Source organism: Nostoc sp. UHCC 0252, assembly GCF_034931145.1.
Classification (GTDB): Bacteria; Cyanobacteriota; Cyanobacteriia; order Cyanobacteriales; family Nostocaceae; genus Nostoc.
In genome coordinates this window covers 40,261-63,002 of record NZ_JAYGHE010000048.1, presented here as the reverse complement: position 1 = coordinate 63,002, position 22,742 = coordinate 40,261, and the positions used below count along the sequence as shown (strand labels likewise).

The following is a 22,742-nucleotide window of genomic DNA, read 5'->3' as shown; positions in this document are numbered from 1 at the left end:
ATCGAACTAATTCAAACAAAGAGTGGAGTGGCTTCTCTTGGACAAATGACAAATAACAAATGACAAATGACAAATGACAAAATCAATTTTGCTGATTGGTAGCAACGGTCAAGTTGGTAAGGAACTGCAACAAATACTTCCATCTTATGGCGATATTATTTCTGTAGCACGGCCTACAGTAGACCTTGCTCAACCCGATACTCTCCGTAACTTTATCAGATCAAAGCAACCGCAAATCATCATTAACGCTGCTGCTTATACTGCTGTGGACAAAGCAGAAAGCGAACCCGAACTTGCTACCGCAATTAATACTACTGCACCCCTAATTATTGCCCAAGAAAGCCGAAAATTAGGGGCTTTTCTAATTCATATTTCGACAGATTATGTTTTTGATGGTAATGGGTATCGTCCTTACCAAGAAACCGATGCAACTAACCCCTTGAGTGTTTATGGTAAAACCAAGCTTGCTGGAGAAGAAGCAATTCAGGAAACTTGCGTCCATCACCTCATCCTCCGCACTGCTTGGGTTTATGGAACTTTTGGCAAAAGTAATTTTGTCAAAACCATGCTGCGGCTAGGTGCAGAACGCCAAGAACTTCGTGTTGTCGCCGATCAAATTGGTAGCCCGACCTGGGCACAAGATATAGCCGCAGTCATAGCCCAGACAGTTCCCCAGTTAACCCCAGAAATTAGCGGCATTTATAATTACACTAATAGCGGTGTTGCTAGCTGGTATGACTTCGCCGTTGCGATTTTTGAAGAAGCCCAACAGCTAGGTTTTCCTTTAAAAGTTGAACGTATTGTCCCCATTACAACTGCTGAATATCCCACACCAGCTTGTCGCCCAGCCTATTCTGTGCTTGCTTGTCGAAAAATTTCCACAATAATAGGGACTTATCCCCCTCATTGGCGACAAAGACTCCGCCAAATGCTCACAGAATTGGGAATTGGGAATTGAGAATTGGGAATTGGGGATTGGGGATTGGGGATTGGGGATTGGGGATTGGGAATTGGGAAAGAGGACAAGGAGAATTGGGGACAAGGCGAAAGACTTGTTGTAAGTTCTAAACTTTTGTCCCCTTGTCCCCTTGTCCCCTTGTCCCTCTGCTTCCCCATTCCCCATTCCCCATTCCCTATTTCCTTTGGCTTTTTAAAACTCCCTTCTCATGTTGTATAGGCAAGACATCTAAAATATCTGTTTGGGAACAGTATTTTAAATCTTCTTGACAGTCAAGACGTAACAATCGTTGACCGTGACTAGCTTGGTGGAATAATCCTAATAAGTTATCTTTCCACTGAGAATAAAGAGCGATCGCACCAGCTACTTCATCGTTACCAGCTAAGTCTTCTGGTGACAACTTGGTTTGCTGCAAAATGCTATGGGCGATCGCACCCGCACAAACTGTATCCTCTAAGGAAAAACTGCCTTCCCAGCCGGAACCGATAATCCACACTATTTCTGGTTGTTTTTCTAGAAGAAATTGCACTACCGCCGCCCGGTTGATCAAGGCTGCTGCCAAAAGATTTGGGGAGTCTTGTACCCGTTGTAAGGCACGAGTGCCATTTGTGGTACTGATAAACAAACGCCGTCCATGCACTAATTCTGGTGTGCAGTCGAGGGGAGAGTTTCCCAACTCAAAACCAGGTACTTTTGCACCGCCGCGTTCTCCAGCCCGCAGCCGTTTTTCCGAGGGCCATTTTTCGCTAACTTCAATTAACTGGTCTAAATCGCTGAATACTTGTACAGCTTCGCCTCCAGCTGCCAAAACTGTCGCTATTGTGCTAGTGGCTCGCAAGACATCGACTGCGATCGCACATTCTGGCGCTTTACCCGTTGGAGTCAATTCAGGAGTGTGATATACGAATAGCTTCACGCGCTGGATACACCTGGTTTAATACAACTGCTGCAAATAATATTCTACCTAGTTGGTGTCACTATCTATAGTCACAATTATTTTCAGAGAATTTTTTAGCATCAAAATGCATAATGTAACTCATTTAATACATACATGGAAATGCGAAAAATCTGCTTCGCGGTATTGGGAAAACCTCTCTTCTTGTAGGCTACGTTGCACACACAAGTCCTTTCGAGTTGCCAAAACGCTGTTTGTCAGATAGGGGCAATTCATGAATTGCCCCTACCGCGCAAGTCCATTTCCCATTAAAAAATGATTAATAAGCAACTGAAACGCCATATTTACGTTGATACACAATATAAATCTTTTGTATAGTACGTAAGTCCTAAGTAAATCTTAAAAGTCCTAATCCTTAACTCAAAAAGCCCATTTTTATGATTTTAGACTTTTAGAATTGCTGCACTATCTTGTAATCTAAAACAAGAACAGCCTTTCTAAAAGCAGAAAAAATCACAGCCAAACGGATATTTACCCATTCTCTCTTCCCAACTCCCCCATCAAAATCGCTATGGCACCTTTACCCGACTACCGCCCTAAACAACTATCTTTAGGCCCGTTGGAAGCGGAAATTTTAAATATTATCTGGGAACTTGGTTCAGCCACAGTCAAGGATGTACACGATCGCATTCTGACCGATCCGAACCGCGAATTAGCCTATACTTCTGTCACCACCGTCTTACGTCGTCTCACTGATAAAGGTTGGCTAGCCTGCGACAAAAAAGAGCGGGCATTCTATTGGCGGCCAATGCTGAGTAAGCAGCAATCAGAAGTCATCAAAGCTCATGAGCAGTTACAGCGATTTCTGGCAGTGGGGAACCCCGATGTTGTTGCTGCCTTTGCTGATAGCTTAGATGAAGCAGCTAGTGAGCAAATAGAAGCGATCGCCAAACGCATTCAATCAGCACGCCAAGCCAGGGAGGAAAAATGATGCATCTGATGATGATTTTGATTACTTTGGCAGTTTCCTGGTGGTTAAGATCCTCTTGGAATCAACCCCAAGGCAATTGGAATATGCGGTGGCAGCGATCGCTATTTTTGTTCCTCTTCCCGCCCTTGCTAATTTTCATGACTGCGATCGCTGTGCTATTCATGGGGCCTCAAGGACAAATGAGCGGGATGTATACAGGCTCCATCAGCTATTTATTAGCATTAATTTATTTGGCATTTTTTGCCATTTCATGCATTAAACTTGCCTTTCAGGGTTGGCAGTCTGTAGAATCTGCCCGTAACTATCCTCTGGTAAATTTGGGGGATAAACGAGCCAGGTTACTGCGAACAGGTGCGTTGTTTGCGGGTCAAATTGGTTTTTGGCAACCCGAATTAGTGATTAGCCAGGGATTACTGCAAACTCTCTCACCAAATCATTTAGAAAGCGTCTTAGCCCATGAGCAAGGGCATCATTATTATAGAGATACGTTCTGGTTTTTTTGGCTGGGTTGGGTGCGTTCCTGCACCATCTGGTTGCCAAACACAGAGTCTTTATGGGAGGAACTGTTAGCTCTGCGCGAACTCCGTGCCGACGGTTATGCAGCCTTGCAGGTAGATCCTCTAGTCCTAGCGGAATCACTCTTATTAGTGGTCAGTACCAGCCCAGTATTATCGGAAATTTGCTGTGCTGCATTGGGTTCCTCTGGTGTTGGCGATCGTTTAGAACAAAGAGTAGAAGCTTTATTAGCACCACCAGAACCAACCGCAGCAAATCAATTGCATTCCTGGCATGGATTTATCTTAGCTTTCCTACCTTTAGTGACTGTAGTATTTCATAGTTAAGTGGGATTTATACCAATTCTCTATAAAGTTGCACAAGAAAATTATTAACTTAATTTCTTCCTTTACACCCTACCCTACGGGAAACCGCTCCTTGTCTATACGTCCTTTGTGGTTCGTTTAATAAAGGTTAAGTGCATCTTTATAGAGAATTAAACTTACGTTTTGACAGAACATACCAAATATATAAGTATAAAAATTTACATTTTCTTTAAGGGTAATTCGTGAATTGCCCTTACGGTGCGGAGCTATTTAATATAAAAAAATAATTAATAAAAAAACGACATCAGACTCCTACTATAGATATTCCTTAATCTCTCATCATCGGGCTAAAACCCTCTTCCTTCGTGTCCTGAGCGCAACAAATAAATTTATGACAACCTATTGGTTAGCGAGATGGTCATTGCTTGATGTAGGCATAGCCTGCCAAATATTTAGATAAACTTCATCAAAACCTTGCACAAAGCGCTCTTTATTCTCATATCGCTCCAAAAATTAACAGGATTTTACCAAGGTATCTCCATATTTTTTTAGCTTTGTTGTAAAAAAACTTACAAGGTTCCGAGCATTCACTGATACCAAGTGCTATTTGTAAAGGTTATTTTTAATTCAGTTAACAAAGTTCAGTTACACCGTTTACAACAGGTTCGACTAAGTTGTTACATTAGTTCCCTTAACTTGAGGGGTTAACCTACTAAAGTTTCAACCAATTTAACTTTAACCACTGTAACTTTAAATCCTTAGTTATCAGTTCGGAGGTGCATTTTACCATGCAGACTTGGCAACTTCCTGACCTAAAACAACGGGCAAAGTTCAGAGGAATTACTATGCCAATTTATGAGCATCCTATCAATATATAGCAGCTAATATAGCTGGTTCACAAAGAGCAGCGAGCTGCTGCACAGATAAAAATACAGTTCAGTTCGACTCCATCACAGGATGTCTGACAAAAAGCCCATAGAAGACAAGAAATGTCTCCGGCTTTGCGTTGCATATCAAGATACTAGTCGTCCAAGCGTTCTCAATAAAAAATACTGACTGTATCAATATCCCTGATTAAACCATCACGGTTGACAGGAGAAAAAGTTTTCAGTTTGACAACAGCGTTTCTATAACCGATGCGATTTCAAGTCGTGATTGGACAACTTCGACTGTCTGAAAATTCCAGACGAATTATCCATTCAAATAACTACTCAGCAACTTTCTAGGTTGCACAGATGTACTTCCAATTTCCCTTACACATATTCGGAGTAAACAAATGGCTACATACTACGTTTCTGGAACAGGCAGTGATAAGAATAATGGTTTGAACGAAGGCGCTGCATTTCGCTCTTTGGGCAGAGCTGTATATGAGATGAAAACAGGCGACACGCTTTACGTTATGAATGGGAATTATGAAAAAGGAGCGATGCTTTTTAACAAAAATGGTTCGCCAGACAACTGGACAACAATAAAAGCGTACCCAGGGCATACACCCAAAATCAAAACAACGGGAAGTGGCATTCTTGTATTTAGTTCATCTTATGTACGAATTGAAGGACTTGATATAGAAGGCAATCGGGAAAATATAACTTTAGAATATGCATTACAACAAAAGGACAACCTCAACAACTCTTTAACTAATAGTAGTGGTATTGATGTCAAAGCTTGGAAAGATGATAAAGGTGCTGGCGGTACTAACTCCCATCATATTGTTATCTCTGGCAATAAAGTCAGTAATTTCCCGGGTGGAGGGATAGCATTTGGCAATACAGACTACATTACCGTTGAGAAAAATATTGTTTCTGGGAACGCTTGGTACTCGCCTTGGGGTTGTCAAGGAATCAGTGCTCTCCGTAGTTTTAATTACGATAGTAATACTACTGACTACAGAATGATTTTTCGAGACAACATTGTTTACGACAATCAAAGTCTAGTTCCGTGGCACGAAGCTGGCAAAATCACTGAAGGTCACGGTATTATGCTTGACACTACTATTAAGACTAATAATAGTACCGCTTATAGCGGTAAAGCTCTAATTACCAATAATACAGTCTATAACAATGGTGGCTCTGGCATCAATGCTTTCAAAGCGACGAATGTAGATATTGTCAACAACACGACTTATCAGAATGCTCGTGTTCTTACAACGAGTGGAGAGATTTCTACAACTTTCTCAGAAAATATACGTGTCTACAACAACATCATGTATGGGAGCGACGATAAAAGGGCCAACGTTATATACGATGCTAAAAATATAACTTACGATCGCAACCTTGTTTATAACTCTTCTGAATTCCAAGCCTCAGATAATTTAAAAGCCACATTACAGAATATTTTGGGTAAAGATCCCCAATTTGTTGATGCCGCCAAAGGAAATTTTGCACTCAAAACTGGAAGTCCTGCAATCGATGCTGGTTCCAATCTTTTCAATAGTAGTAATACAAATACTCCCCAGGATGGTGATGGCAATGGCAGTGCATTGATTGATATTGGTGCCCACGAAGCCCCTCGCATTACTAGCGCTCCCGAAATTCAACTTCTCAATGGCACAGTTGACATTGCAGATGGCAGCACTACAGCCATTAACTTTGGCAATGTCATTGCTGGTAGCACCTTGACCAAAACTTTTACTATCAAGAACACTGGTACAGCTGCACTCAACCTGAGTACTCTGAAACTTCCCGACGGATTTAGTTTGGTCGGAACTCTTCCGACGAGTGTGGCTGCGAATGCTTCCACTACCATCAAAGTGGCACTCAATACCACTACACCTGGAACTTATAGTGGCACTCTAATTTTAGGCAACAACGATAGTAACGAAAGCCCCTTTGACTTTGCCATTAGTGGTACAGTTCAAACCAAAACTCAAGTTATTAATGGCACAACCGGAAAGGACACCTTTGTTACTAAGCTAAACAATGGCAATGACATCATCACAGACTTTGGTGGTGTAGGTACTAACCCAAACCCTTCGGCGGAGGTGATTGCCAAAGTAGACACCTTACAATTTATTGGGGCTGGCTTGACCGCGAGGAATCTGCAATTAACTCAAAATGGCAACAATTTAGAAGTCACCTTTGAAAATGTGGCTAATACCCAAGTCACTCTACAAAACTTTCAGTTAGAAAACCTGGAAAACTTAGGCGCATCATCAACAAGAGCCGCCGTCGGTAATATCATATTTGACGGGCAAACCAGTCTTACTGACAGTTTTGATGTGATTAATGCTAACTCTACTCAAACTAGCATTTTCACTGCAAATACTGTCACCTTCCTGAATGACTTGAACAATAACATTGTTGGTTTTGACAACTCCAACGATGTGATTAATGGACAAGGAGGTAATGACACCATCAATGGTAAGAGTGGTGACGACCTACTGCGAGGTAATACTGGCAATGATCTTCTGATTGGTGGGAAAGGTAATGATACTCTTATGGGTGGAGAAGGCAATGACACTCTTATGGGTGGAGAAGGCAATGATCTTCTCATTGGTGGTCTGGGTGCTGATGCTTTCAGCTTCAACAGCAATGCTGCTTTTTCGAGCGATGGTGTGGGTATTGATACTATTGCTGACTTCAATCGTTCTCAAGGTGACAAGATTGTTTTAAGTAAGACTACCTTTAATGCCATTACTTCGGTTGTGGGAACTGGTTTTAGTAAGGCTAGTGATTTTGAAAGCACCAGTTTAGGGGCAGCTAGTAATGCTGTGATTGTCTATGACCCGATGACTGGGCAGTTACTATACAATCAAAATGGTAGCGCTGCTGGTTTCGGTACTGGTGGTCAATTTGCACAACTTACTGGTACGCCCACTCTAACCGCCTCCGACTTCATCATTCAAGCATAGTTGCGTCGGGTCAATTGAGTGGAAGTATAATCTAAAGATGAATCGATTTTCAAGGCGGTTTTCAATCAAATAGATCATACATATAGGGGCACAAAGAAATATATTGTGCCCCTATAATTTTGCAATTTAATGGCAATGGAATTTGTCGTTTCAGGGTAACTACTGCTGTGGTTCTGAGCGCAAGTCTTGTAATGCTCCCTGCAAAAACTTGCCCCATTGTGCCGCTAAAGGGATTTCCGTAAATGGAATACGTACTGAGTTAGTAGATTCGGAAAATAGAAATTCTAATTCTATAGAACGGCCTTTATCAGGTATATTTTCCATATCTACTGATTTATCATTTACTAAAAGGTGAATTTGTTCGACATCAAGCAAAGAGAATGTTTCTAGTTTAATAGGCCCTTTAGGTGTGGGTTTTCCCCAAGTTATATTGTTATTTTTTTGACCTAATACTGAATAGATATCGTACTTCGCCCTTTCAAATTGCTCTGCCCAAGCACGATAGGCTTCAACTTTTTGATACTCTTTCGAGCCTTGCCAAGCTAACCAGAAAAACATTACTAACAAAGGCAACCACAAAAGACCACGTTCCATTGTTTAAAAAATCCTGAGTCGTGAGTGAAACTTGTAACTAAAAGTGCAAAATCCACCAACAAGGGATGCAGATAAGTTATGGTAGTGAGCAAACTGGCAAAAAGCGGTGATGAGTTAATATGAGAAAACTTATATTATTGTGCTTGTTTGTCATTGGGTTGGGATCTGCCATATTTGGTTTCCTGAATTTCCAGGGACTGGCAGCTAGAGGAGAGTTTGAGACGATTTTGCTTGATTTTCGGGAAGATATTCCATCAGGTGTGGTAGAGGAGAATCTGCAAGCGATCGCCAAACAATACAACGTTACACCCCAATTAGACAACAAGTTTTCCAAAAAAGATAATGTGTATATTGTCAAAGGCGATCGCCAGCGACTCCAAGAACTGAAAAAATCTCAATTTGCCAAAGCTACAGAATTCATTGAACCAAATTATATCTACAGTAAGATTCCACAACCAGGCGAAGCTGCTTGGCTGGGTGAATTTTTGAGACCCCAAGAAGATGATGAAGCAAGTCCTTCATTGACTGGCCCCAATGACCAATATTACAGTAAACAGTGGAACTTGCACAAAATCGGTATTGAAGGCGCATGGAGTCAAACTAAAGGTAGTGGTATCACAGTCGCGGTAATTGACACCGGGATTACCAAGGTGCGTGACTTATATGAGACAAAATTTGTCAAAGGCTATGATTTCGTTAACGACCGAGAAGAAGCCACAGACGATAATGGTCATGGTACCCATGTTGCCGGAACTATTGCCCAAGCCACAAATAACAAATATGGCGTAGCTGGGATTGCTTATGAAGCCAGTCTGATGCCGTTAAAGGTACTCAGTTCTTATGGCGGCGGTACAGTTGCCGATATTGCCGAAGCGATTAAATTTGCTGCTGATAAAGGTGCAGATGTAATTAACATGAGCTTGGGCGGTAGTGGTGAAAGCAAGTTGATGAAAGAAGCGATCGACTACGCCCACAGAAAAGGTGTAGTTATTGTTGCCGCAGCTGGTAATGAAAACGCCAGTGGAGCAGGCTATCCAGCCCGCTATCCTTACGTCATCGGCGTTTCGGCAATTGGCCCAGATGGCGAAAGAGCGCCCTATTCTAACTTCGGCGCTGGGGTAGATATCTCGGCTCCTGGTGGTAGTGAAGCTGGTAAGATTCTCCAAGAAACTATCGATGAAAAGGGCGAAGGTGTCTTTCTGGGCTTCCAGGGTACAAGCATGGCTTCTCCCCACGTTGCTGGTGTTGCAGCATTAATCAAAGCTGCTGGTATCAAAGAACCAGATGAAGTTTTAAAAGTCCTCAAGCAGTCAGCGCGAGTTATCCAGGATGATGGTTTGAACTATTATGGCGCTGGACAACTCAATGCAGAAGCAGCAGTCAGATTAGCCTTTGGGGGGCAAATCAGTTTTCAAGATTTCTTTCGCTGGTTACGGGATAGCGGCTATCTTAACCCCGGTTTTTGGATTGATGGTGGTGCAGTGGCGCTGTTACCCAAGGTTCTAATGGTAGTTGGTTCCTATCTGCTGGCTTGGTTTTTACGGGTTTACTTCCCCTTCGCTTGGAGTTGGTCTTTATCCAGTGGACTAATTGCCGGCAGTTCTGGGTTATTTTTCCTCAAGGGAATCTATATTTTTGATATTCCCCAATGGCCTTTCCGGGTTTTAGGCAGTTCAATTCCCGAACTAGGTAATACCCTCCAAGGAACTGATGCGTTGAATCCCCTATTTGCTAGCGTACTGATTCCTATTGTATTAATGGCATTGCTGCTGGGACATCCTAGTTGGAAATGGTTTGCTGTTGGTTCAACATTAGGTGTAGCGGCGTGCTTGACAGTAAGTGCGTTTTTCGATCCAGCCGTTTGGGGTTTAGGAAATGGCAACTTAGCACGCCTATACCTCATAACCAATGCCCTAATTTGTTATGGACTTGTTCGTTTAGCATTGAAAAACGAGGAAAAAGTAGCATAAATGGGGAATGGGGAAGAATTCTTAATAACTCCCTACTCCCTACTCCCTACTCCCTACTCAGCACTCAGCACTCAGCACTTTTATGAGCATTACACTTACAGGCACAATCGAACATCGTGATATTGGCACAGGCGCATGGGCGTTAGTTACAGAAGAGGGCGTTACTTACGAAATCCTTAAAGGGGCTGACAAAGGCTTACTGAAAGCTGGACAAAAAGCAAAAGTTAAAGGACAGGTGCGTGAAGATATCATGACTATTGCCATGATTGGCCCTGCCCTAGAGGTCAAATCTTTTGAGGTACTTTAGTTCTGATCATCTGTGGAATTTAGAACCTCTTGAAGACGGCTTCTAAATTCCCCTTTGGGATGACCCCCTTTTACTTCACCCATAATCTGAAATTCCCCTTCTGGAGAATTGCAGATGATGTAAGTAGGCCATCCCATTTCTGATTTGTCAGGATACTGAGTCAATAAAATCTTGCGATACTTGCGGTAAGCAGCCGTATCTTGCATCTTCACATCAATAAATTCTAAACCCAGTTCTTCAGCCACTTTTTTGTCATAAAAGGACATTTTGTGGCAAATGCCGCACTCTTCAGAAGAGAACTTAATCACAGCTAAACTCATGGGTCGGTAACTCTTTGGTTTTAGGCAAAGTTTTTTAGCATAACGCCATGAAATACTATCATATAGCTGGCCATTAGTGTCAACTTCAGGCTGCAACCTTGATTTGACATCTTTTTTCTAGCAGAGATCCGCTTTGAGAGGCAGTAGCCTTTAGAATTGCAGCAAAAGTCAGGAAATTTCTTTAACGGGTGCAGCTAATGTCTAGCTACCTTCCGCTAGATGTTTGAGGAAAACTGGGTTGACAGCAGTGCAGGCGTTGCTTCTGCGGTAGTACTTACGACCTTAATGCGATCGCTTTCTCTCACGTATTTACGAATTTTGACCAATGTGTACTTAGCTACCTATATCATTACCATTGATTATTGATGTCAACTGTGACTCGACCGCATTTACATAACCTCGATCGTTCAAAACTTGTGCTGGTAACTTGTTAGCTTTGATAGCAGCCTGAACCACATCTTTCGCAGTCAGGTTTCCTACTTGAAATTCAAATATCAAAGTACCCGCGCTGGGAATACCTTGCTCTCTTAAAGCACCTTGATAAGCTAGAAAGGCAATATTGAAAGGTTGCAAGTAGCTGGCATTAGACGAATCTGTATTAATTTGTCCGTTACTATTATTAACTGTTTGAGCGTCAGCAATTACAGGTAGACAAGCAACAGAAGTAACGAGAAGTACAGAATTTATTAAGTTTGTAAGTTTCATGATTTTCTCCTCTAATGGATTAAGTTAAAATGATTTAATCTGCAATTCTAAATTGCAGAGGGAACTTAGATTATTCAAAATTACTCAGACCCATCATTTGATATGCAATAAAAGCAGGATCAAATGATTTGAGAGAATTTACGTTCGGGGCATAACTAGATATGTCAGATTTGACGGCTGTATTTATTGATGCGCCACTATTATGATCGTCGGCGATATGAACGCTAGTAATTTTAGAAATAGAATTAATCAAAGCAACAATATGTGCAGAATTTATCAATTTTGTAAGTTTCATAGAGTTATACTCAACTAAAATAAAGTACAATCAGTCAGTCTTTCCTAGTGATAGAGTCCACTGTTTTATAAGTTTAAAGATGCTCCGTTGAGTTGATTTGATAGATTTATTAATTACACAAGCGGCTAAGTCAAATTAACCCAACTATCAAAAATTGAAACTTCGCAAAATTTAAGTATTAAAAAACTCATAAAAAGCAAAAGGGCGCTAAGTAAAGTATTTTGATTTCTAGCATCTCTAAAAAAGGCGATCGCTCATATAGATGTAATGATGATCTTCTCTTTTAGATAGGTTTTACTTTCGCTATAAACATAAATTCAACTTTTATTAGCTCATTAACTTTCTATGTCAATATGCTAGAAAATGTTTATGATAGAAGCAAATACTTTTAATTTTCAATTTGATAAACAAAAGTGATGCCAGTATTAATTGGCATTGCAAAGTTTTCTATAAACCTTACTGAATATTCATTTGAGCTTGGATGCACCTGGTATAAGTTCGGCATTCAGCAAAATAAAATAAGCCGATCGTGTCAAAATGTTAAGTGTATAGTTTATTTGCAAGCTCACTTATGCCAAAAGCAATTTGGAATGGCGCAGTTTTAGCCGAAAGCGATCGCACCGTAGTTGTGGAAAACAACCATTATTTCCCTGCTGACTCCATTAACAAGGAGTACTTCACAGACAGTAATACCCACACTACTTGTCCTTGGAAAGGTATCGCTAGCTACTACAGTGTTGAAGTTGATGGACAAATCAACAAAGATGCTGCTTGGTATTATCCCAGTGCCAAGGAGAAGGCTAAGAATATTGAAGGTTATGTGGCTTTCTGGAAGGGTGTAAAAGTAGAGGCTTAAAAAAAGTTCCTAGAAGCATTTGATTTCCAGGGAATTGATTAAGTATTTACAGCCATCATCCAACTAAATTTTGTGGAGGTTGATATAAGCCAACCTCCACAGTCTTAAAATATTTGCTGATTTATTATTAACTGCTGCTACTTACTGAAGCGATCGCAGTTTTTCAATTACAGATTCAGAAGTATACCCTAATAGTCATTTAGAGGAAATCTCATTCAGAGCCTTTGCTAAATAAATACTTGCTTTCTCTTCACTAACCAAGCCAGACCACCAGCAAGTATAACACCAGCGATCGCACTGGGTTCGGGTACTCTTGTCAGTGTAATATTCCCGGCTGTAATACTTATACTACCTCCATTATTACTACCACCGTTGGTTTGCCCAGAATTGCCAACGATAATGCTGCCTCCTGCTCCTGAAATATTCCCGCCACCGTTGATTTGCCCAGAATTGCCAACGGTAATGCTGTCTCCTGTTACTGAAATATTGCCGCCAACGCTGATTTGCCCAGCAGTGCCAGTGCCGTTGTTAGTTGGAACCGTTACGTTAGCACCATTATTGATAGTCAGTCCACTAGCATTGATCTCTACACTATTGTTGCCGTTTATAGTGCTATTGATAAATGTTACGTTACCAGTACTGTTATTTATCTTCACATCTTCACTGCTAACAGTACTATTGATAAACGTTACGTTACTAGAATCGTAACCATTGATATTACCAGCGATCGCCAGCCCGGAAAGTGTAACATCGGCGGCGGTAATGTCAAAGACGGGAAATTGATTATTGGCATTAATGGTAAGTAAATTAGCACCTGGGCCATTAATTGTTAGGTTTTTAGCGATCGCAAGTGCCCCACTCGTCAGGGTAATTGTACTGGGATTACTACCCAATAAGAACTCTACCACGTCATTGCTACTTGCAATGTTGATAGCATCTCGCAAGGAGCCAACACCACTGTCGTCAAGATTGTTAACCGTCAAAATCGCAGCTTGGGCTGATTCCACTTGCATTATCACCAAACCCAAGGCAACGGCTGTGAAAATAGCTTGAGCAACAGCCTTTTTTGTATTGCTTTTTATCACCAAAAGCTCCTCGGATTAATTTGTCAAAATTCAAAAAGTCTGAAATATTAGTCTTATATCTTTTAACTGAATATTAATCATCTTTATAAACTATTTTTTTGGTTTTAGCCATGCAAAAATCTGTGTAACTGTTAAATTAAGTTGCAAAAATTCAGGTACAGGCAAGACTTCATCCCCAGTCATCTCAATAGGTTGCTGCCCTGGCAAAAATACTAATACTAAGCGCTCATTGGGATCGAGCAACCATCCTAATCGAGTACCGTGTTTTAGACAGTGAAGAATATTTATAATTACCTTGGTTGTATTCTGTTCTGGTGAAAGAATTTCAATTGTCCAATCAGGATAAATACCAAAGGTATTTTCAATTTCCCCATTAGCATCAAAAGGAATCCGTTCCCAAGCAAATACACTCACATCTGGTACAATGGAACGTCCGCCAAAAGTACAGCGTAATTCTGGAAAAGCCAAAGCAATTTCTTGTTCTTCAGCAACTTGGCTAATTGCGTTACAAAGTTTTAGTTGTAGCCGGGAATGTTTGCCTTGTGGCATTGGTTTCTGGTAGATACGACCATCGATAAATTCACTAGCAGGTTCTGTTTCTGGCAGTTTGAGGAACTCTGCCAAGGAGATTGATTTGTGCAGCGTGGTTGTCATAGCTGTGCAAATGCCATATTTGATTGGAATCTTAGCATTTTCTGTTCTTGGATTTTAGGATGCTAACGATCGCACAAGCGTTGTCACAAATAGATAAGCGTTCTTAACGAAACAACTTAATTGATAAGTTTTGTTTAAGCGTTGTGAACGAAGACATAAGTTTTGTCAAAAAAACACAAGCATTCTGGACAAAACAACTTGTGTTCTGGACAAACAAACAAGTTTTCTGTAACAACGGATAAGCATTCTGAACCAAACAACTTGTGTTGTGAACAAACGGACAAGTTTTCTGTAACAACGGATAAGCATTCTGAATCAAACAACTTGTGTTGTGAACGATCGCACAGGTTGTGGTAAAGAAAACAACTTTATTCTTAACGTCCGCTTCTGTCTGGCAAAGTGTATCGTCATCAACATCTTGGGAGTGCAGTAATTGCACCAATGCAGTGTGGTCAGCCAAACGTGACTGGGCCGTTAAATTGATTGCCTTGGAAGACATTCTGAATTTCATCTGCTAACTTTGCATTGTTGACAACTGACGGGTGCGAGTTGATTTGTTCTACTAATTTTTTAATTTCCTTAGCAGTCTCAGACTGGTCGTTGTTGACTGCTGTTTCTACTTCTACAACTGCTTGAGCAATTTCTGGGTCTGCGTCTGCTGCTGCTTTCAGTTCTAGCACTGCTTGACCATAATCTAAACGCTGCGGTTCATTTCCCTCTACAGCATTGGTGAGTAATGGCGATTTATTCTTTTGGCGGAGCTTTTCTATTAACTTGCCAGCTAGCGCCCATGTAGCATCACCAATATTTTCGCCGATTTTCTCCTGTGCTTTAGTCCAAAGCGTAGTTGCGATCGCAGTAGCTACAGCCGTCAGTGTTACAGTTACCATAAATTCACTACAAATTGAGTTTATGTAGAGATTATTTCAATTCACACAAATAGTATGACGCAAAAGCTAAGTCTTTTAACCCACGAAGGTGGGTTTTGTCTGTGTAGCCGCGATTTCTAATCGCCAAGGCACTATAAAACAAATGGCGCGTCAGCCTTTGGCGTAACGCACCCTACAAAAATATATGAAATCTAATTATGAATTATCAATTTTTAATTAGAAGCTGCTTTTTCTGCCACATTACGAATTATCTCTTCCAACGTTTGAAGTAACTCTTGCTCATTATAAGGTTTAGAAAAATAAGCCCGCGCCCCCAATTGCATAGCCAATTGCCGATGTTTATTGCTGCTACGAGAAGTCAGCATGGCAACCGGAATATTTTTTGTATCAACATCTGAATTAACCTTACCTAAAAAGCCATAACCATCAAGACGAGGCATTTCAATATCACAAATTACCGCCTCAACTCTCAATCCACTATGGAGTTTTTCTAAAGCATCTTGACCGTCTTTAGCTTGCTCTACTTGATAACCTCCCTTTTCAAGAGTCAAAGCTAAAAAGCGGCGAACATTAATTGAGTCATCTACGATTAAAATTGTGCCTTTCTGCTTAACAGATGCGGCTGACATTTTATTTTCATCAAATATTAAAAACGGTGTCTTTAACCTTGCTGATGGTAGTTGAGTACCTTTAGAAGTCCGCCGATTTGTAGCAATCCAATACAGCAATTCATTAACATTAACTAGTGGTACTACTCGACCATCACCGAGAATTGTGCAGTTGCTGAAGCCTTCTGGTAAAGGTATATTTCCCTCAACTTGGCGAATCGCAACTTCTTGTTCACCCCAGCAACGGTCGATTTGGATTGCTACTGACTGATTATTTCCTTTGACTACTAACACGCTGTTAGCATTAATAGCTGCTGGAGTCTCTAATTCTGAAGTATCGTAGCGCAGGCAATTAAACTCTAAATAACGAGTTAAGCGAATCAGTGGCAACATACTTCCTTGCCAACTTAGAACTTCGCTACCTGCCATTTCAAAAACTCGCTCGTCTTGAAGTAAAGATATTTCTGAAATGACATCTGTAGGAAATGCCAACAGCATTTTGTTGATTTCTACCAGCAGAACTCGTGCAACGGAAAGTGTAAATGGTAATGATAGGGTGAAGGTAGTCCCAACTCCTGGTTCCGTATCAACTTTCACATCTCCTCGAATCAGTTTCAGGTTGTTACGAACTACATCCATGCCGACACCGCGACCAGATAATGCTGTAACTTGCTCGGAGGTGGTAAAACCTGGTTCAAAAATTAGTGATAATAGTTCTTCGTCACTAGCATTTGCGAGTAGAGAAGCATCTAATCCCATAGCTAAAGCACGGGTGCGAATTTTCTCCAAAGAAATGCCCCAACCATCATCACGAATAGTAATGAGGGTGCGATTACTGCGGTGACTAGCTGTAATTTCAATCAATCCTTGTTCTGGTTTACCCAAAAGACGACGAGTGCCAGAGTCTTCGATGCCATGATCGAAAGCATTCCTTAAGAGATGCATTAAAGGTTCGTTTAATGCTTCTAAAATGCTGCGTTCAATTAAAGTATTGCCACCTTCAATTTTTAACTGGACATTTTTCCCATACTCTACATTTAAATCGCGCAATGCTCTAGGAAAACGTTCGGTTAAATCGGATAGCGGCCGCATCCTGATGTGATTTAGTTTTGTCTGTAATTGTTTGGATGTTTTATTTAGTTTACGAGCAATTTGATCTGTATCATCTACACTGAGTTGCACATCAGTTGTAACTTCCTGTACCTGAACAATGGTTTCCATAACTTCCTGCGATCGCAGGTTTAAATCGTTATAGCGATCCATTTCTAAAGCATCAAATTCTCTGTCTGTGCCTTGTGTTTGGTTGCCATTATCAGCTTGTACTCGCAGCCCGGCAGACGTAGCAGCTTGAGTAGAAATTTTGTCATAAGCTATCCGCAAATCCTGGTTTTCTCGGTCGAGAACTTGTACTCGCTGGTTCAGGTTACGAACCAGTTTGCGTAATCTTTCTAGTTGTGAGTTTAAGCCATTTCGCTGAACAATCAGTTCGCCAAATAAATCATTAATTTGCTCTAGTTGTTTGCTGGGAACTCGAACGCTATTTTCATGAATTTCCCGATCTTTAAAAACGCCATTTGACTCTCCTTTGCCTTCGCTAGACTTAGCATCGGGAGAATTATTTTCTCTAGCAAATATGGGATTTTGCTCTGTGACATTGATAGCATTAACATCATCTGCAAATTCTGCATCTACAAATGTAAAATTAGCAGCAATTGCTTCATGATTAGTCCAATTTTCGCTAGTGTTTTCTGGTTGCCAAACAGGTGCTGGCACTACTTCTGTGTCTGCGGTAGGAAGTTGTGGTATTACTTCTGCTGGTGGTAATAGTAACTGTGATTGTGTGGAATTACTATCAAGTTCTGTAGGTAAGTTATCTAGTTGATTTGTCAGCACCAAAGCTTGCGATCGCCGCCATGCTTGCAATGCTAACTGAGCAATTTCGGGAATGCGATCGCTGCTAACCGTTTCCAATTGCTGCGTTACCGACTCACAAAGCTTGCTAAAAGCTGGCAATTGGAGCATTTCACCCAAACCACCCAATTCAGCTGCCATAATCACAATTTCTTCATGCAAACCGGGCTGTTCCCTATCTGCCAATATAGATTCTAAACGCTGCAAACACTCTTCTACTTCTGTGGCAAATAGCAAGGGAATAACATCTTGCCCATCCTCTGGGGATAGCATAGATGAGGCATCTTCCGGGGTGGGGTCGCCCAAGCGATCGTGCAACTCATCAAAAACCGGGTAACAAAAGGTTGCTAACCACGCATCTTCGACAACATTTCCTTCTGCAAGCAATTCGACAATCTGACGCAGCCAATCAACTCCAGATAGCAATAAACTTTGTAACTGGGTGTCAATTTCTAGAGAATTTTTTTTAGTTTTTAAAACTTTAAAAGAATCTTCCAAACGGTGAGATAAATCACTTAGTGATTTAAATCCCATCATTCCCGCACCACCTTTAATAGAATGAGCGGCCCGGAGTGCAGCATTGATTTTCTCTAAATCGATGCGGTTACTAGTATCGATTTCTAGCAACACCCCTTCTAAGGTATTTAAGTAATCAGTTGCTTCTTCCAGAAACTGCATCTGAATTTCTAATTCTTTGTCTTGTAGCATAGTTTTTCTCCTTAGTTATTGGTCATTGGTCATTGGTCATTAGTTATTGGTCATTGGTCATTGGTCATTAGTCATTAGTAAAAGGACAAATGACAACGGACAAATGACAAATGACAACGGACAAAGGACAAATGACAAAATTAACTAACTTTGAAAGCTTCGACAGTCTCTTGCAACTGTTGGGAAATCTCCACAGTTTGTTGCAAAGATGCAGAAACTTGGTGAGAAGAATCGCTGGTGCGTTGTGATATGGCAGCGATATCTTTCATCAATTGGCTAACACTTTGCGATGTTTCAACCTGAGATGCAGTTGCAATGGAAATCGACTGCACTAAGGAGTCAATTTGGCACGACACATCCAAAATTTCATTCAGACTTTGTTTAGCCTCCTCTACAATTCGAGTTCCTTCCACCACTTGAGTTGTGCCTATTTCCATCGCTAGTACCACTTCACTGGTTTCTCGCTGGATATTTTCAACAATTTGTTCAATTTCTTGGGTTGCTGCGGCACTCCTGACTGCTAGTTCGCCGACTTCTTCAGCAACTACGGCAAAACCTTGACCTTCTTCACCTGCACGCGCTGCTTCAATGCCGGCGTTAATGGCTAGTAAGTTAGTTTGAATAGCGATTTGGTTAATCAAAGAAACTACGCGGGAAATTTGTTGCGAAGATTCTCCCAAACGTTTGACTTTTTTAGCAGTTTCACCCACGGTTTCCCGCAAAGATAGGATGTTTTGTACTGTTAAATCCATCGCGTGTCCACTCTTGGTAGCGGTGTGAGCCGCATGATTAGCCACAAAAGCAGCTTTTTCAGCACTTTCGGCTACGGCTTTCATGGATTGGGTCATTTGGTCAACAGCGTCAAGGGTGCGGTTGATTTCGGCAGCTTGGGTAAGCGCTTCTTCTGCTAAGTGGCGGATGGCTCCTTCGTTAGAGCCAATGGCAGTATTAACATGGGTGGCAGCTTGTTGAACTTGGGTAACAATATCGCGGAGGCTTTCGACAATTGAGTTGAAAAAGTCGGCAACAGTGCCTATTTCTCCCGCCGTTACGTCTGCACGCACTGTCAAGTCGCCTCTGGCTGCACCTTCTACATCGTTAAGCAGTTCTAAAAGTTGCTGTTGCAGCGTTTCTTTTTGATGCCGTTCATCGTCAGAATCGGTGACTGCAATATTCTTAACTCGTTCTATTTCTTCTAATAACTTAGCTTGTTCTAAGGCGTAACCAACTTGAATTGCTATCTGTTGAAACAAATCAATTTCCGGCTGTTGCCAAACACGAGGAGTTTCGCAATGATGAGCAATTAATAAACCTAAGAGTTTTTCTTGGGCAAGAATTGGTACGATCAAATTACCTTTGACAGCAAATTTATCCAAAAACTGGATGTAATCGTTGGCATTTTTCAAACTTTGGTCTTGATGAATATTTGCAACTGCTTGCACCTGTCCATCATGAGCAGTTTCTATATAACGTTGCCGAAAATAAGGAGCGTCGATTTTCACTCCGAGCATTTCTGGCCAATTACCAGTTACCGATTCAGCAACAACAACGCCATCCCGATTATTTTGATTCAAACTATAAATAATTACTCGGTCTGTTTTTAGCACTTGCTGAACTTCTTTCACTGCTGCATGATAAATATCTTCAGTTTTAAGGCTTTTCCGAATTCGGAGAGTAATATCTGCTAGTAATTTTGCCCCTTCAATGTCTATTTCTTGTTCTTTAACTAAAACCTGTAATTGTTCGGCCATCAGGTTGAGGTTTGCACTCAATACTCCTAATTCGTCTTCACTTTCGATTTGCACACGGGTATTGAATTTACCTTGGCCAAGTTTTGCTAATGCCGCAGTTGCAGTCAGAATTGGCTGTGTAGTCAGTTTAGCTAACCGAGATGCGATCGCACCCACAATTAACGCTGTCAGTGCTGTACCGATGGCTATAGTCCACAACAATTGTCTTTGCGGTTCAAATACAATTGCTGTATCTGTGGATAAAAGTACTTGCCAGTTCAAATCTGGTAAGCCATCTAGCTTACTAGCTGGTACGTAGCTGACTAATTCTTGTTTTTTGTCAGTTTTGGGAACATCTATAAAACTAGCTACCTTGTTTGCTGCCAGCAGTTTAGGTAAATTAGCATACTCTCCCTTGGCCTCTTTCCCCAATAATGCTTTTTGGGGACTTAAGAAAACTCTTCCCGCATCGAGCAAATAGTATTGTTGTCCATTGGCTACGTAGTTTTTGATGACTTCCTCTAAAGATTTTACGGGCATCCGCGCTCTTACCACGCCGATGGTTTGGCCTGTCCTTGTCTCTTTCACAGGTGCAGCTATATAAATACTCACTACACCAGTATTTTTTGCTGCTTCCGGTTTACTGATGACAGGAGTATCTTTTTGTAAAGCGTCTTGAAAGTAGGTAAAGTCTTTTTGGTTATCTAGAGGTTCACCTGTGGATTGGACAATCAAGTTACCTTGAGGATCAAAAACAGCAACGCTGTCATAAGCTTTGTAGGCTTCGACAACTCGATCTAGGACTGCTTGTTTTTGTGAATTGCTAGTACTACCTTGGGAACTTGTCAAAAAAGGCAAACTTGATATTACCTGAATATCACCGTAGCGTCCCAACATGAAGCGGTTAATTTTATCACTTAAGCCAGTGGCTTCAGCTTGTTGAGACTGGGTAATTTGCTTAGTAATGGACTTGTTGGCAAAAGTAAAAGCGATCGCACCGATGCCCAATACTGGTATTGTACCGATTGCGATCGCTAAAATAGTCGCTTTCTTAGCCAATCCGAGTTTTGTAAAAAAGGCAAAAGCTTTATTTAGGGAAGAATTATTAGCCGTTTCGTTACTATTCTTAGTTGGTAGCTTGATGACACTACCAGTTATTTGGGATGAAATCAATGAAGCTCGATTGTGAGCGCTACTACCTTGATTTCCGTTGGTTTTATTAAACATAAAATTAATTCTCCTAAGTATATGAATAAGAACACTAAAAATCCTTTTTAGTAGTACATTCTAATCACTGCGGAGAATAGAAGACTGACCAATTGCCTGTGCATCTAATACCAGCAAGATTTCTTCTTGTTGGACAACACACCCACATAAATAAGGAACTAAACTAGATGCCACTTGTCCTATAGGAGAATGAATTTCATCAGCAATGAACTTAGTTGTACCTTTTATTTCTTGCACAACTAAAGCCAACACCAATGATTCCACTTGGATAACGATCGCGCTGTATTGCCGCAACCGATAATCTAGAGATTCTAAATTGAGCATTCTTGGCAAATCGACTACCCAAATTATCCGACTCCGCCAGTTCATTAATCCTAATATACAGGTGGGCATATTAGGCATTGAAGTTACAGCTTCAATAGGTACAATAATTGCTTCTTGCGTATGTTTCATTGATAAAACAGCAGCAGTCTGTTGATTTAGTTGAAACTTCAAATAACTATCTGCTAAATTATTTTGATTCGGTTTTAAAGGAAGTGTAATATTTGTACTAGTCATTGATTTAAATTACCACTGATTTAATAGTACGCAGGAGATGCTCGCGGGTGTAAGGTTTAGTTATGTAGGCATCTGCACCTTGTCTCATCGCCCATAAACGATCAATTTCTTGATTTTTTGAACTACAAACTACAATCGGTACTTTTGCAGTAATCGGATTTCTTCTCAGAGAACGACACAATTCAAATCCGCTCATTTCTGGCATTACTACATCAGTAACGATCGCGTCTGGCTTTTGTAACACAGCTTTTTCTAAACCTTCTTTTGCACCACTTGCTTTAATTACGTTGTAACCACTCTCTTTGAGATAATGGCTCATTAATTCCAATTCGCTGGGAGAATCTTCTACAACCAGAATTGTGCCGAGTAAAGTGAGGCTCACTATTAAATCTCCTAAAAAAATAAATTAAACATATTAGAATTCAGGAGTCAGGAGTCAGAATTCAGAATGGAATTAGCATAGCTTGTTAGTAGCTTACTAACTTCCTCAAGTTTAAGTTTTAATTCTGAAGTCTCACCATATTCCAAATCATTTGAAAGAATTAGATAATAACGACATTCTTCTAAAGAACCTTGTGCAATATTTAAAAAGCGTCCTTTATCTGCTGATCCTTTTTTCTTAAATCCCTCTGCTATATTTGCTGGTATAGAAATTGCTGCTCGTCGGAATTGAGAGGTAAGCCCATATATTTCTGATTTAGGAAAGTTAGCAGTAAATGGGTACACTAATAAAATAAATTGATGTGCTTTCTGCCAAACTATCAAATCTTGAAATGTCTTAGCGGGCTGTCTCATTCTTTCTAACTCCT

20 protein-coding genes are annotated in these 22,742 nt (G+C 40.8%); 7 read left to right on the top strand and 13 right to left on the bottom strand.

The window, feature by feature from the left end; all coding sequences use genetic code 11:
* The first annotated feature begins 73 nt into the window (after positions 1–73).
* Positions 74–958, top strand: coding sequence for a dTDP-4-dehydrorhamnose reductase (gene rfbD, locus VB732_RS23445; RefSeq protein WP_323233300.1), 885 nt, complete (start codon positions 74–76; stop codon positions 956–958).
* 175 nt (positions 959–1,133) lie between these two features.
* Here the strand turns inward: rfbD and VB732_RS23440 are convergent, their stop codons facing one another.
* Positions 1,134–1,874 (bottom strand): 2-phosphosulfolactate phosphatase family protein, encoded by a 741-nt coding sequence (locus VB732_RS23440; protein WP_323233299.1) that lies wholly within the window; start codon positions 1,872–1,874, stop codon positions 1,134–1,136.
* 550 nt (positions 1,875–2,424) lie between these two features.
* Here VB732_RS23440 and VB732_RS23435 point away from each other — a divergent pair.
* The 3 genes from VB732_RS23435 to VB732_RS23425 all read left to right on the top strand — a co-directional run bounded on the left by VB732_RS23435 (position 2,425) and on the right by VB732_RS23425 (position 7,515).
* Positions 2,425–2,844: a BlaI/MecI/CopY family transcriptional regulator gene (locus VB732_RS23435; RefSeq protein WP_323233298.1), complete on the top strand. Its 420-nt coding sequence runs from the start codon at positions 2,425–2,427 to the stop codon at positions 2,842–2,844.
* A complete protein-coding gene (locus VB732_RS23430; RefSeq protein WP_323233302.1) occupies positions 2,844–3,686 on the top strand; it encodes a M56 family metallopeptidase in 843 nt (280 codons plus the stop codon). The genes VB732_RS23435 and VB732_RS23430 overlap by 1 nt, the downstream gene beginning before the upstream one ends.
* Before the next feature lie 1,255 nt (positions 3,687–4,941).
* Entirely contained in the window at positions 4,942–7,515 is a 2,574-nt protein-coding gene (locus VB732_RS23425; RefSeq protein ID WP_323233297.1) for a choice-of-anchor D domain-containing protein, read from the top strand.
* A gap of 159 nt (positions 7,516–7,674) precedes the next feature.
* Here VB732_RS23425 and VB732_RS23420 read toward each other — a convergent pair whose 3' ends face one another.
* Positions 7,675–8,109 (bottom strand): hypothetical protein, encoded by a 435-nt coding sequence (locus VB732_RS23420; RefSeq protein ID WP_323233296.1) that lies wholly within the window; start codon positions 8,107–8,109, stop codon positions 7,675–7,677.
* A 119-nt stretch (positions 8,110–8,228) separates the two neighbouring features.
* Here VB732_RS23420 and VB732_RS23415 point away from each other — a divergent pair, with 119 nt between their 5' ends.
* Both VB732_RS23415 and VB732_RS23410 read left to right on the top strand, forming a co-directional pair.
* Positions 8,229–10,079, top strand: a complete 1,851-nt coding sequence (locus VB732_RS23415; protein WP_323233295.1) for a S8 family peptidase — start codon at positions 8,229–8,231, stop codon at positions 10,077–10,079.
* Positions 10,080–10,161: 82 nt separating this feature from the next.
* Positions 10,162–10,386, top strand: coding sequence for a hypothetical protein (locus tag VB732_RS23410; protein WP_323233294.1), 225 nt, complete (start codon positions 10,162–10,164; stop codon positions 10,384–10,386).
* Here the strand turns inward: VB732_RS23410 and VB732_RS23405 are convergent.
* Together VB732_RS23405 and VB732_RS23400 are read right to left on the bottom strand one after the other, a co-directional pair.
* A complete protein-coding gene (locus VB732_RS23405; protein ID WP_323233293.1) occupies positions 10,383–10,706 on the bottom strand; it encodes a thioredoxin family protein in 324 nt (107 codons plus the stop codon). The genes VB732_RS23410 and VB732_RS23405 overlap by 4 nt on opposite strands.
* A gap of 333 nt (positions 10,707–11,039) precedes the next feature.
* Entirely contained in the window at positions 11,040–11,411 is a 372-nt protein-coding gene (locus tag VB732_RS23400) for a hypothetical protein (protein WP_323233292.1), read from the bottom strand.
* 866 nt (positions 11,412–12,277) lie between these two features.
* On the opposite strand from VB732_RS23400, the gene VB732_RS23395 reads away from it, so the two are divergent.
* On the top strand, positions 12,278–12,562 hold the full coding sequence (locus VB732_RS23395; RefSeq protein ID WP_323233291.1) for a DUF427 domain-containing protein: 285 nt from the start codon (positions 12,278–12,280) through the stop codon (positions 12,560–12,562).
* A gap of 227 nt (positions 12,563–12,789) precedes the next feature.
* On the opposite strand, the gene VB732_RS23390 is transcribed toward VB732_RS23395, so the two are convergent.
* The 9 genes from VB732_RS23390 to VB732_RS23350 all read right to left on the bottom strand — a co-directional run bounded on the left by VB732_RS23390 (position 12,790) and on the right by VB732_RS23350 (position 22,728).
* Positions 12,790–13,647 carry a PEP-CTERM sorting domain-containing protein gene (locus VB732_RS23390; RefSeq protein ID WP_323233290.1) on the bottom strand — a complete coding sequence of 286 codons (858 nt, stop codon included), beginning with the start codon at positions 13,645–13,647 and terminating at the stop codon, positions 12,790–12,792.
* A gap of 90 nt (positions 13,648–13,737) precedes the next feature.
* The gene (locus VB732_RS23385) at positions 13,738–14,301 is read right to left on the bottom strand and encodes a Uma2 family endonuclease (RefSeq protein ID WP_323233288.1); all 564 of its coding nucleotides are present in this window, start codon (positions 14,299–14,301) and stop codon (positions 13,738–13,740) included.
* 103 nt (positions 14,302–14,404) lie between these two features.
* Positions 14,405–14,761, bottom strand: coding sequence for a hypothetical protein (locus tag VB732_RS23380; RefSeq protein ID WP_323233287.1), 357 nt, complete (start codon positions 14,759–14,761; stop codon positions 14,405–14,407).
* Entirely contained in the window at positions 14,754–15,191 is a 438-nt protein-coding gene (locus VB732_RS23375) for a hypothetical protein (protein ID WP_323233286.1), read from the bottom strand. Before VB732_RS23375 ends, VB732_RS23380 begins: the two co-directional genes overlap by 8 nt.
* 212 nt (positions 15,192–15,403) lie before the next feature.
* The gene (locus tag VB732_RS23370; protein ID WP_323233285.1) at positions 15,404–18,418 is read right to left on the bottom strand and encodes a hybrid sensor histidine kinase/response regulator; all 3,015 of its coding nucleotides are present in this window, start codon (positions 18,416–18,418) and stop codon (positions 15,404–15,406) included.
* Positions 18,419–18,558: 140 nt separating this feature from the next.
* A complete protein-coding gene (locus tag VB732_RS23365) occupies positions 18,559–21,375 on the bottom strand; it encodes a methyl-accepting chemotaxis protein (protein ID WP_323233284.1) in 2,817 nt (938 codons plus the stop codon).
* A gap of 60 nt (positions 21,376–21,435) precedes the next feature.
* Positions 21,436–21,933 (bottom strand): chemotaxis protein CheW, encoded by a 498-nt coding sequence (locus VB732_RS23360; protein ID WP_323233283.1) that lies wholly within the window; start codon positions 21,931–21,933, stop codon positions 21,436–21,438.
* Between the two features lie 4 nt (positions 21,934–21,937).
* Positions 21,938–22,315 (bottom strand): response regulator, encoded by a 378-nt coding sequence (locus VB732_RS23355; RefSeq protein ID WP_323233282.1) that lies wholly within the window; start codon positions 22,313–22,315, stop codon positions 21,938–21,940.
* A 47-nt stretch (positions 22,316–22,362) separates the two neighbouring features.
* Positions 22,363–22,728: a four helix bundle protein gene (locus tag VB732_RS23350; RefSeq protein WP_323233281.1), complete on the bottom strand. Its 366-nt coding sequence runs from the start codon at positions 22,726–22,728 to the stop codon at positions 22,363–22,365.
* Positions 22,729–22,742: the final 14 nt, after the last annotated feature.

Excerpts from the sequence above, each read along its gene's own strand:
- rfbD (WP_323233300.1), top strand. The coding sequence starts at position 74 with ATGACAAAATCAATTTTGCTGATTGGTAGCAACGGTCAAGTTGGTAAG.
- VB732_RS23435 (WP_323233298.1), top strand. The coding sequence starts at position 2,425 with ATGGCACCTTTACCCGACTACCGCCCTAAACAACTATCTTTAGGCCCG.
- VB732_RS23430 (WP_323233302.1), top strand. The coding sequence starts at position 2,844 with ATGCATCTGATGATGATTTTGATTACTTTGGCAGTTTCCTGGTGGTTA.
- VB732_RS23425 (WP_323233297.1), top strand. The coding sequence starts at position 4,942 with ATGGCTACATACTACGTTTCTGGAACAGGCAGTGATAAGAATAATGGT.
- VB732_RS23420 (WP_323233296.1), bottom strand. The coding sequence starts at position 8,109 with ATGGAACGTGGTCTTTTGTGGTTGCCTTTGTTAGTAATGTTTTTCTGG.
- VB732_RS23415 (WP_323233295.1), top strand. The coding sequence starts at position 8,229 with ATGAGAAAACTTATATTATTGTGCTTGTTTGTCATTGGGTTGGGATCT.
- VB732_RS23410 (WP_323233294.1), top strand. The coding sequence starts at position 10,162 with ATGAGCATTACACTTACAGGCACAATCGAACATCGTGATATTGGCACA.
- VB732_RS23405 (WP_323233293.1), bottom strand. The coding sequence starts at position 10,706 with ATGAGTTTAGCTGTGATTAAGTTCTCTTCTGAAGAGTGCGGCATTTGC.
- VB732_RS23400 (WP_323233292.1), bottom strand. The coding sequence starts at position 11,411 with ATGAAACTTACAAACTTAATAAATTCTGTACTTCTCGTTACTTCTGTT.
- VB732_RS23395 (WP_323233291.1), top strand. The coding sequence starts at position 12,278 with ATGCCAAAAGCAATTTGGAATGGCGCAGTTTTAGCCGAAAGCGATCGC.
- VB732_RS23385 (WP_323233288.1), bottom strand. The coding sequence starts at position 14,301 with ATGACAACCACGCTGCACAAATCAATCTCCTTGGCAGAGTTCCTCAAA.
- VB732_RS23375 (WP_323233286.1), bottom strand. The coding sequence starts at position 15,191 with ATGGTAACTGTAACACTGACGGCTGTAGCTACTGCGATCGCAACTACG.
- VB732_RS23370 (WP_323233285.1), bottom strand. The coding sequence starts at position 18,418 with ATGCTACAAGACAAAGAATTAGAAATTCAGATGCAGTTTCTGGAAGAA.
- VB732_RS23365 (WP_323233284.1), bottom strand. The coding sequence starts at position 21,375 with ATGTTTAATAAAACCAACGGAAATCAAGGTAGTAGCGCTCACAATCGA.
- VB732_RS23360 (WP_323233283.1), bottom strand. The coding sequence starts at position 21,933 with ATGACTAGTACAAATATTACACTTCCTTTAAAACCGAATCAAAATAAT.
- VB732_RS23350 (WP_323233281.1), bottom strand. The coding sequence starts at position 22,728 with ATGAGACAGCCCGCTAAGACATTTCAAGATTTGATAGTTTGGCAGAAA.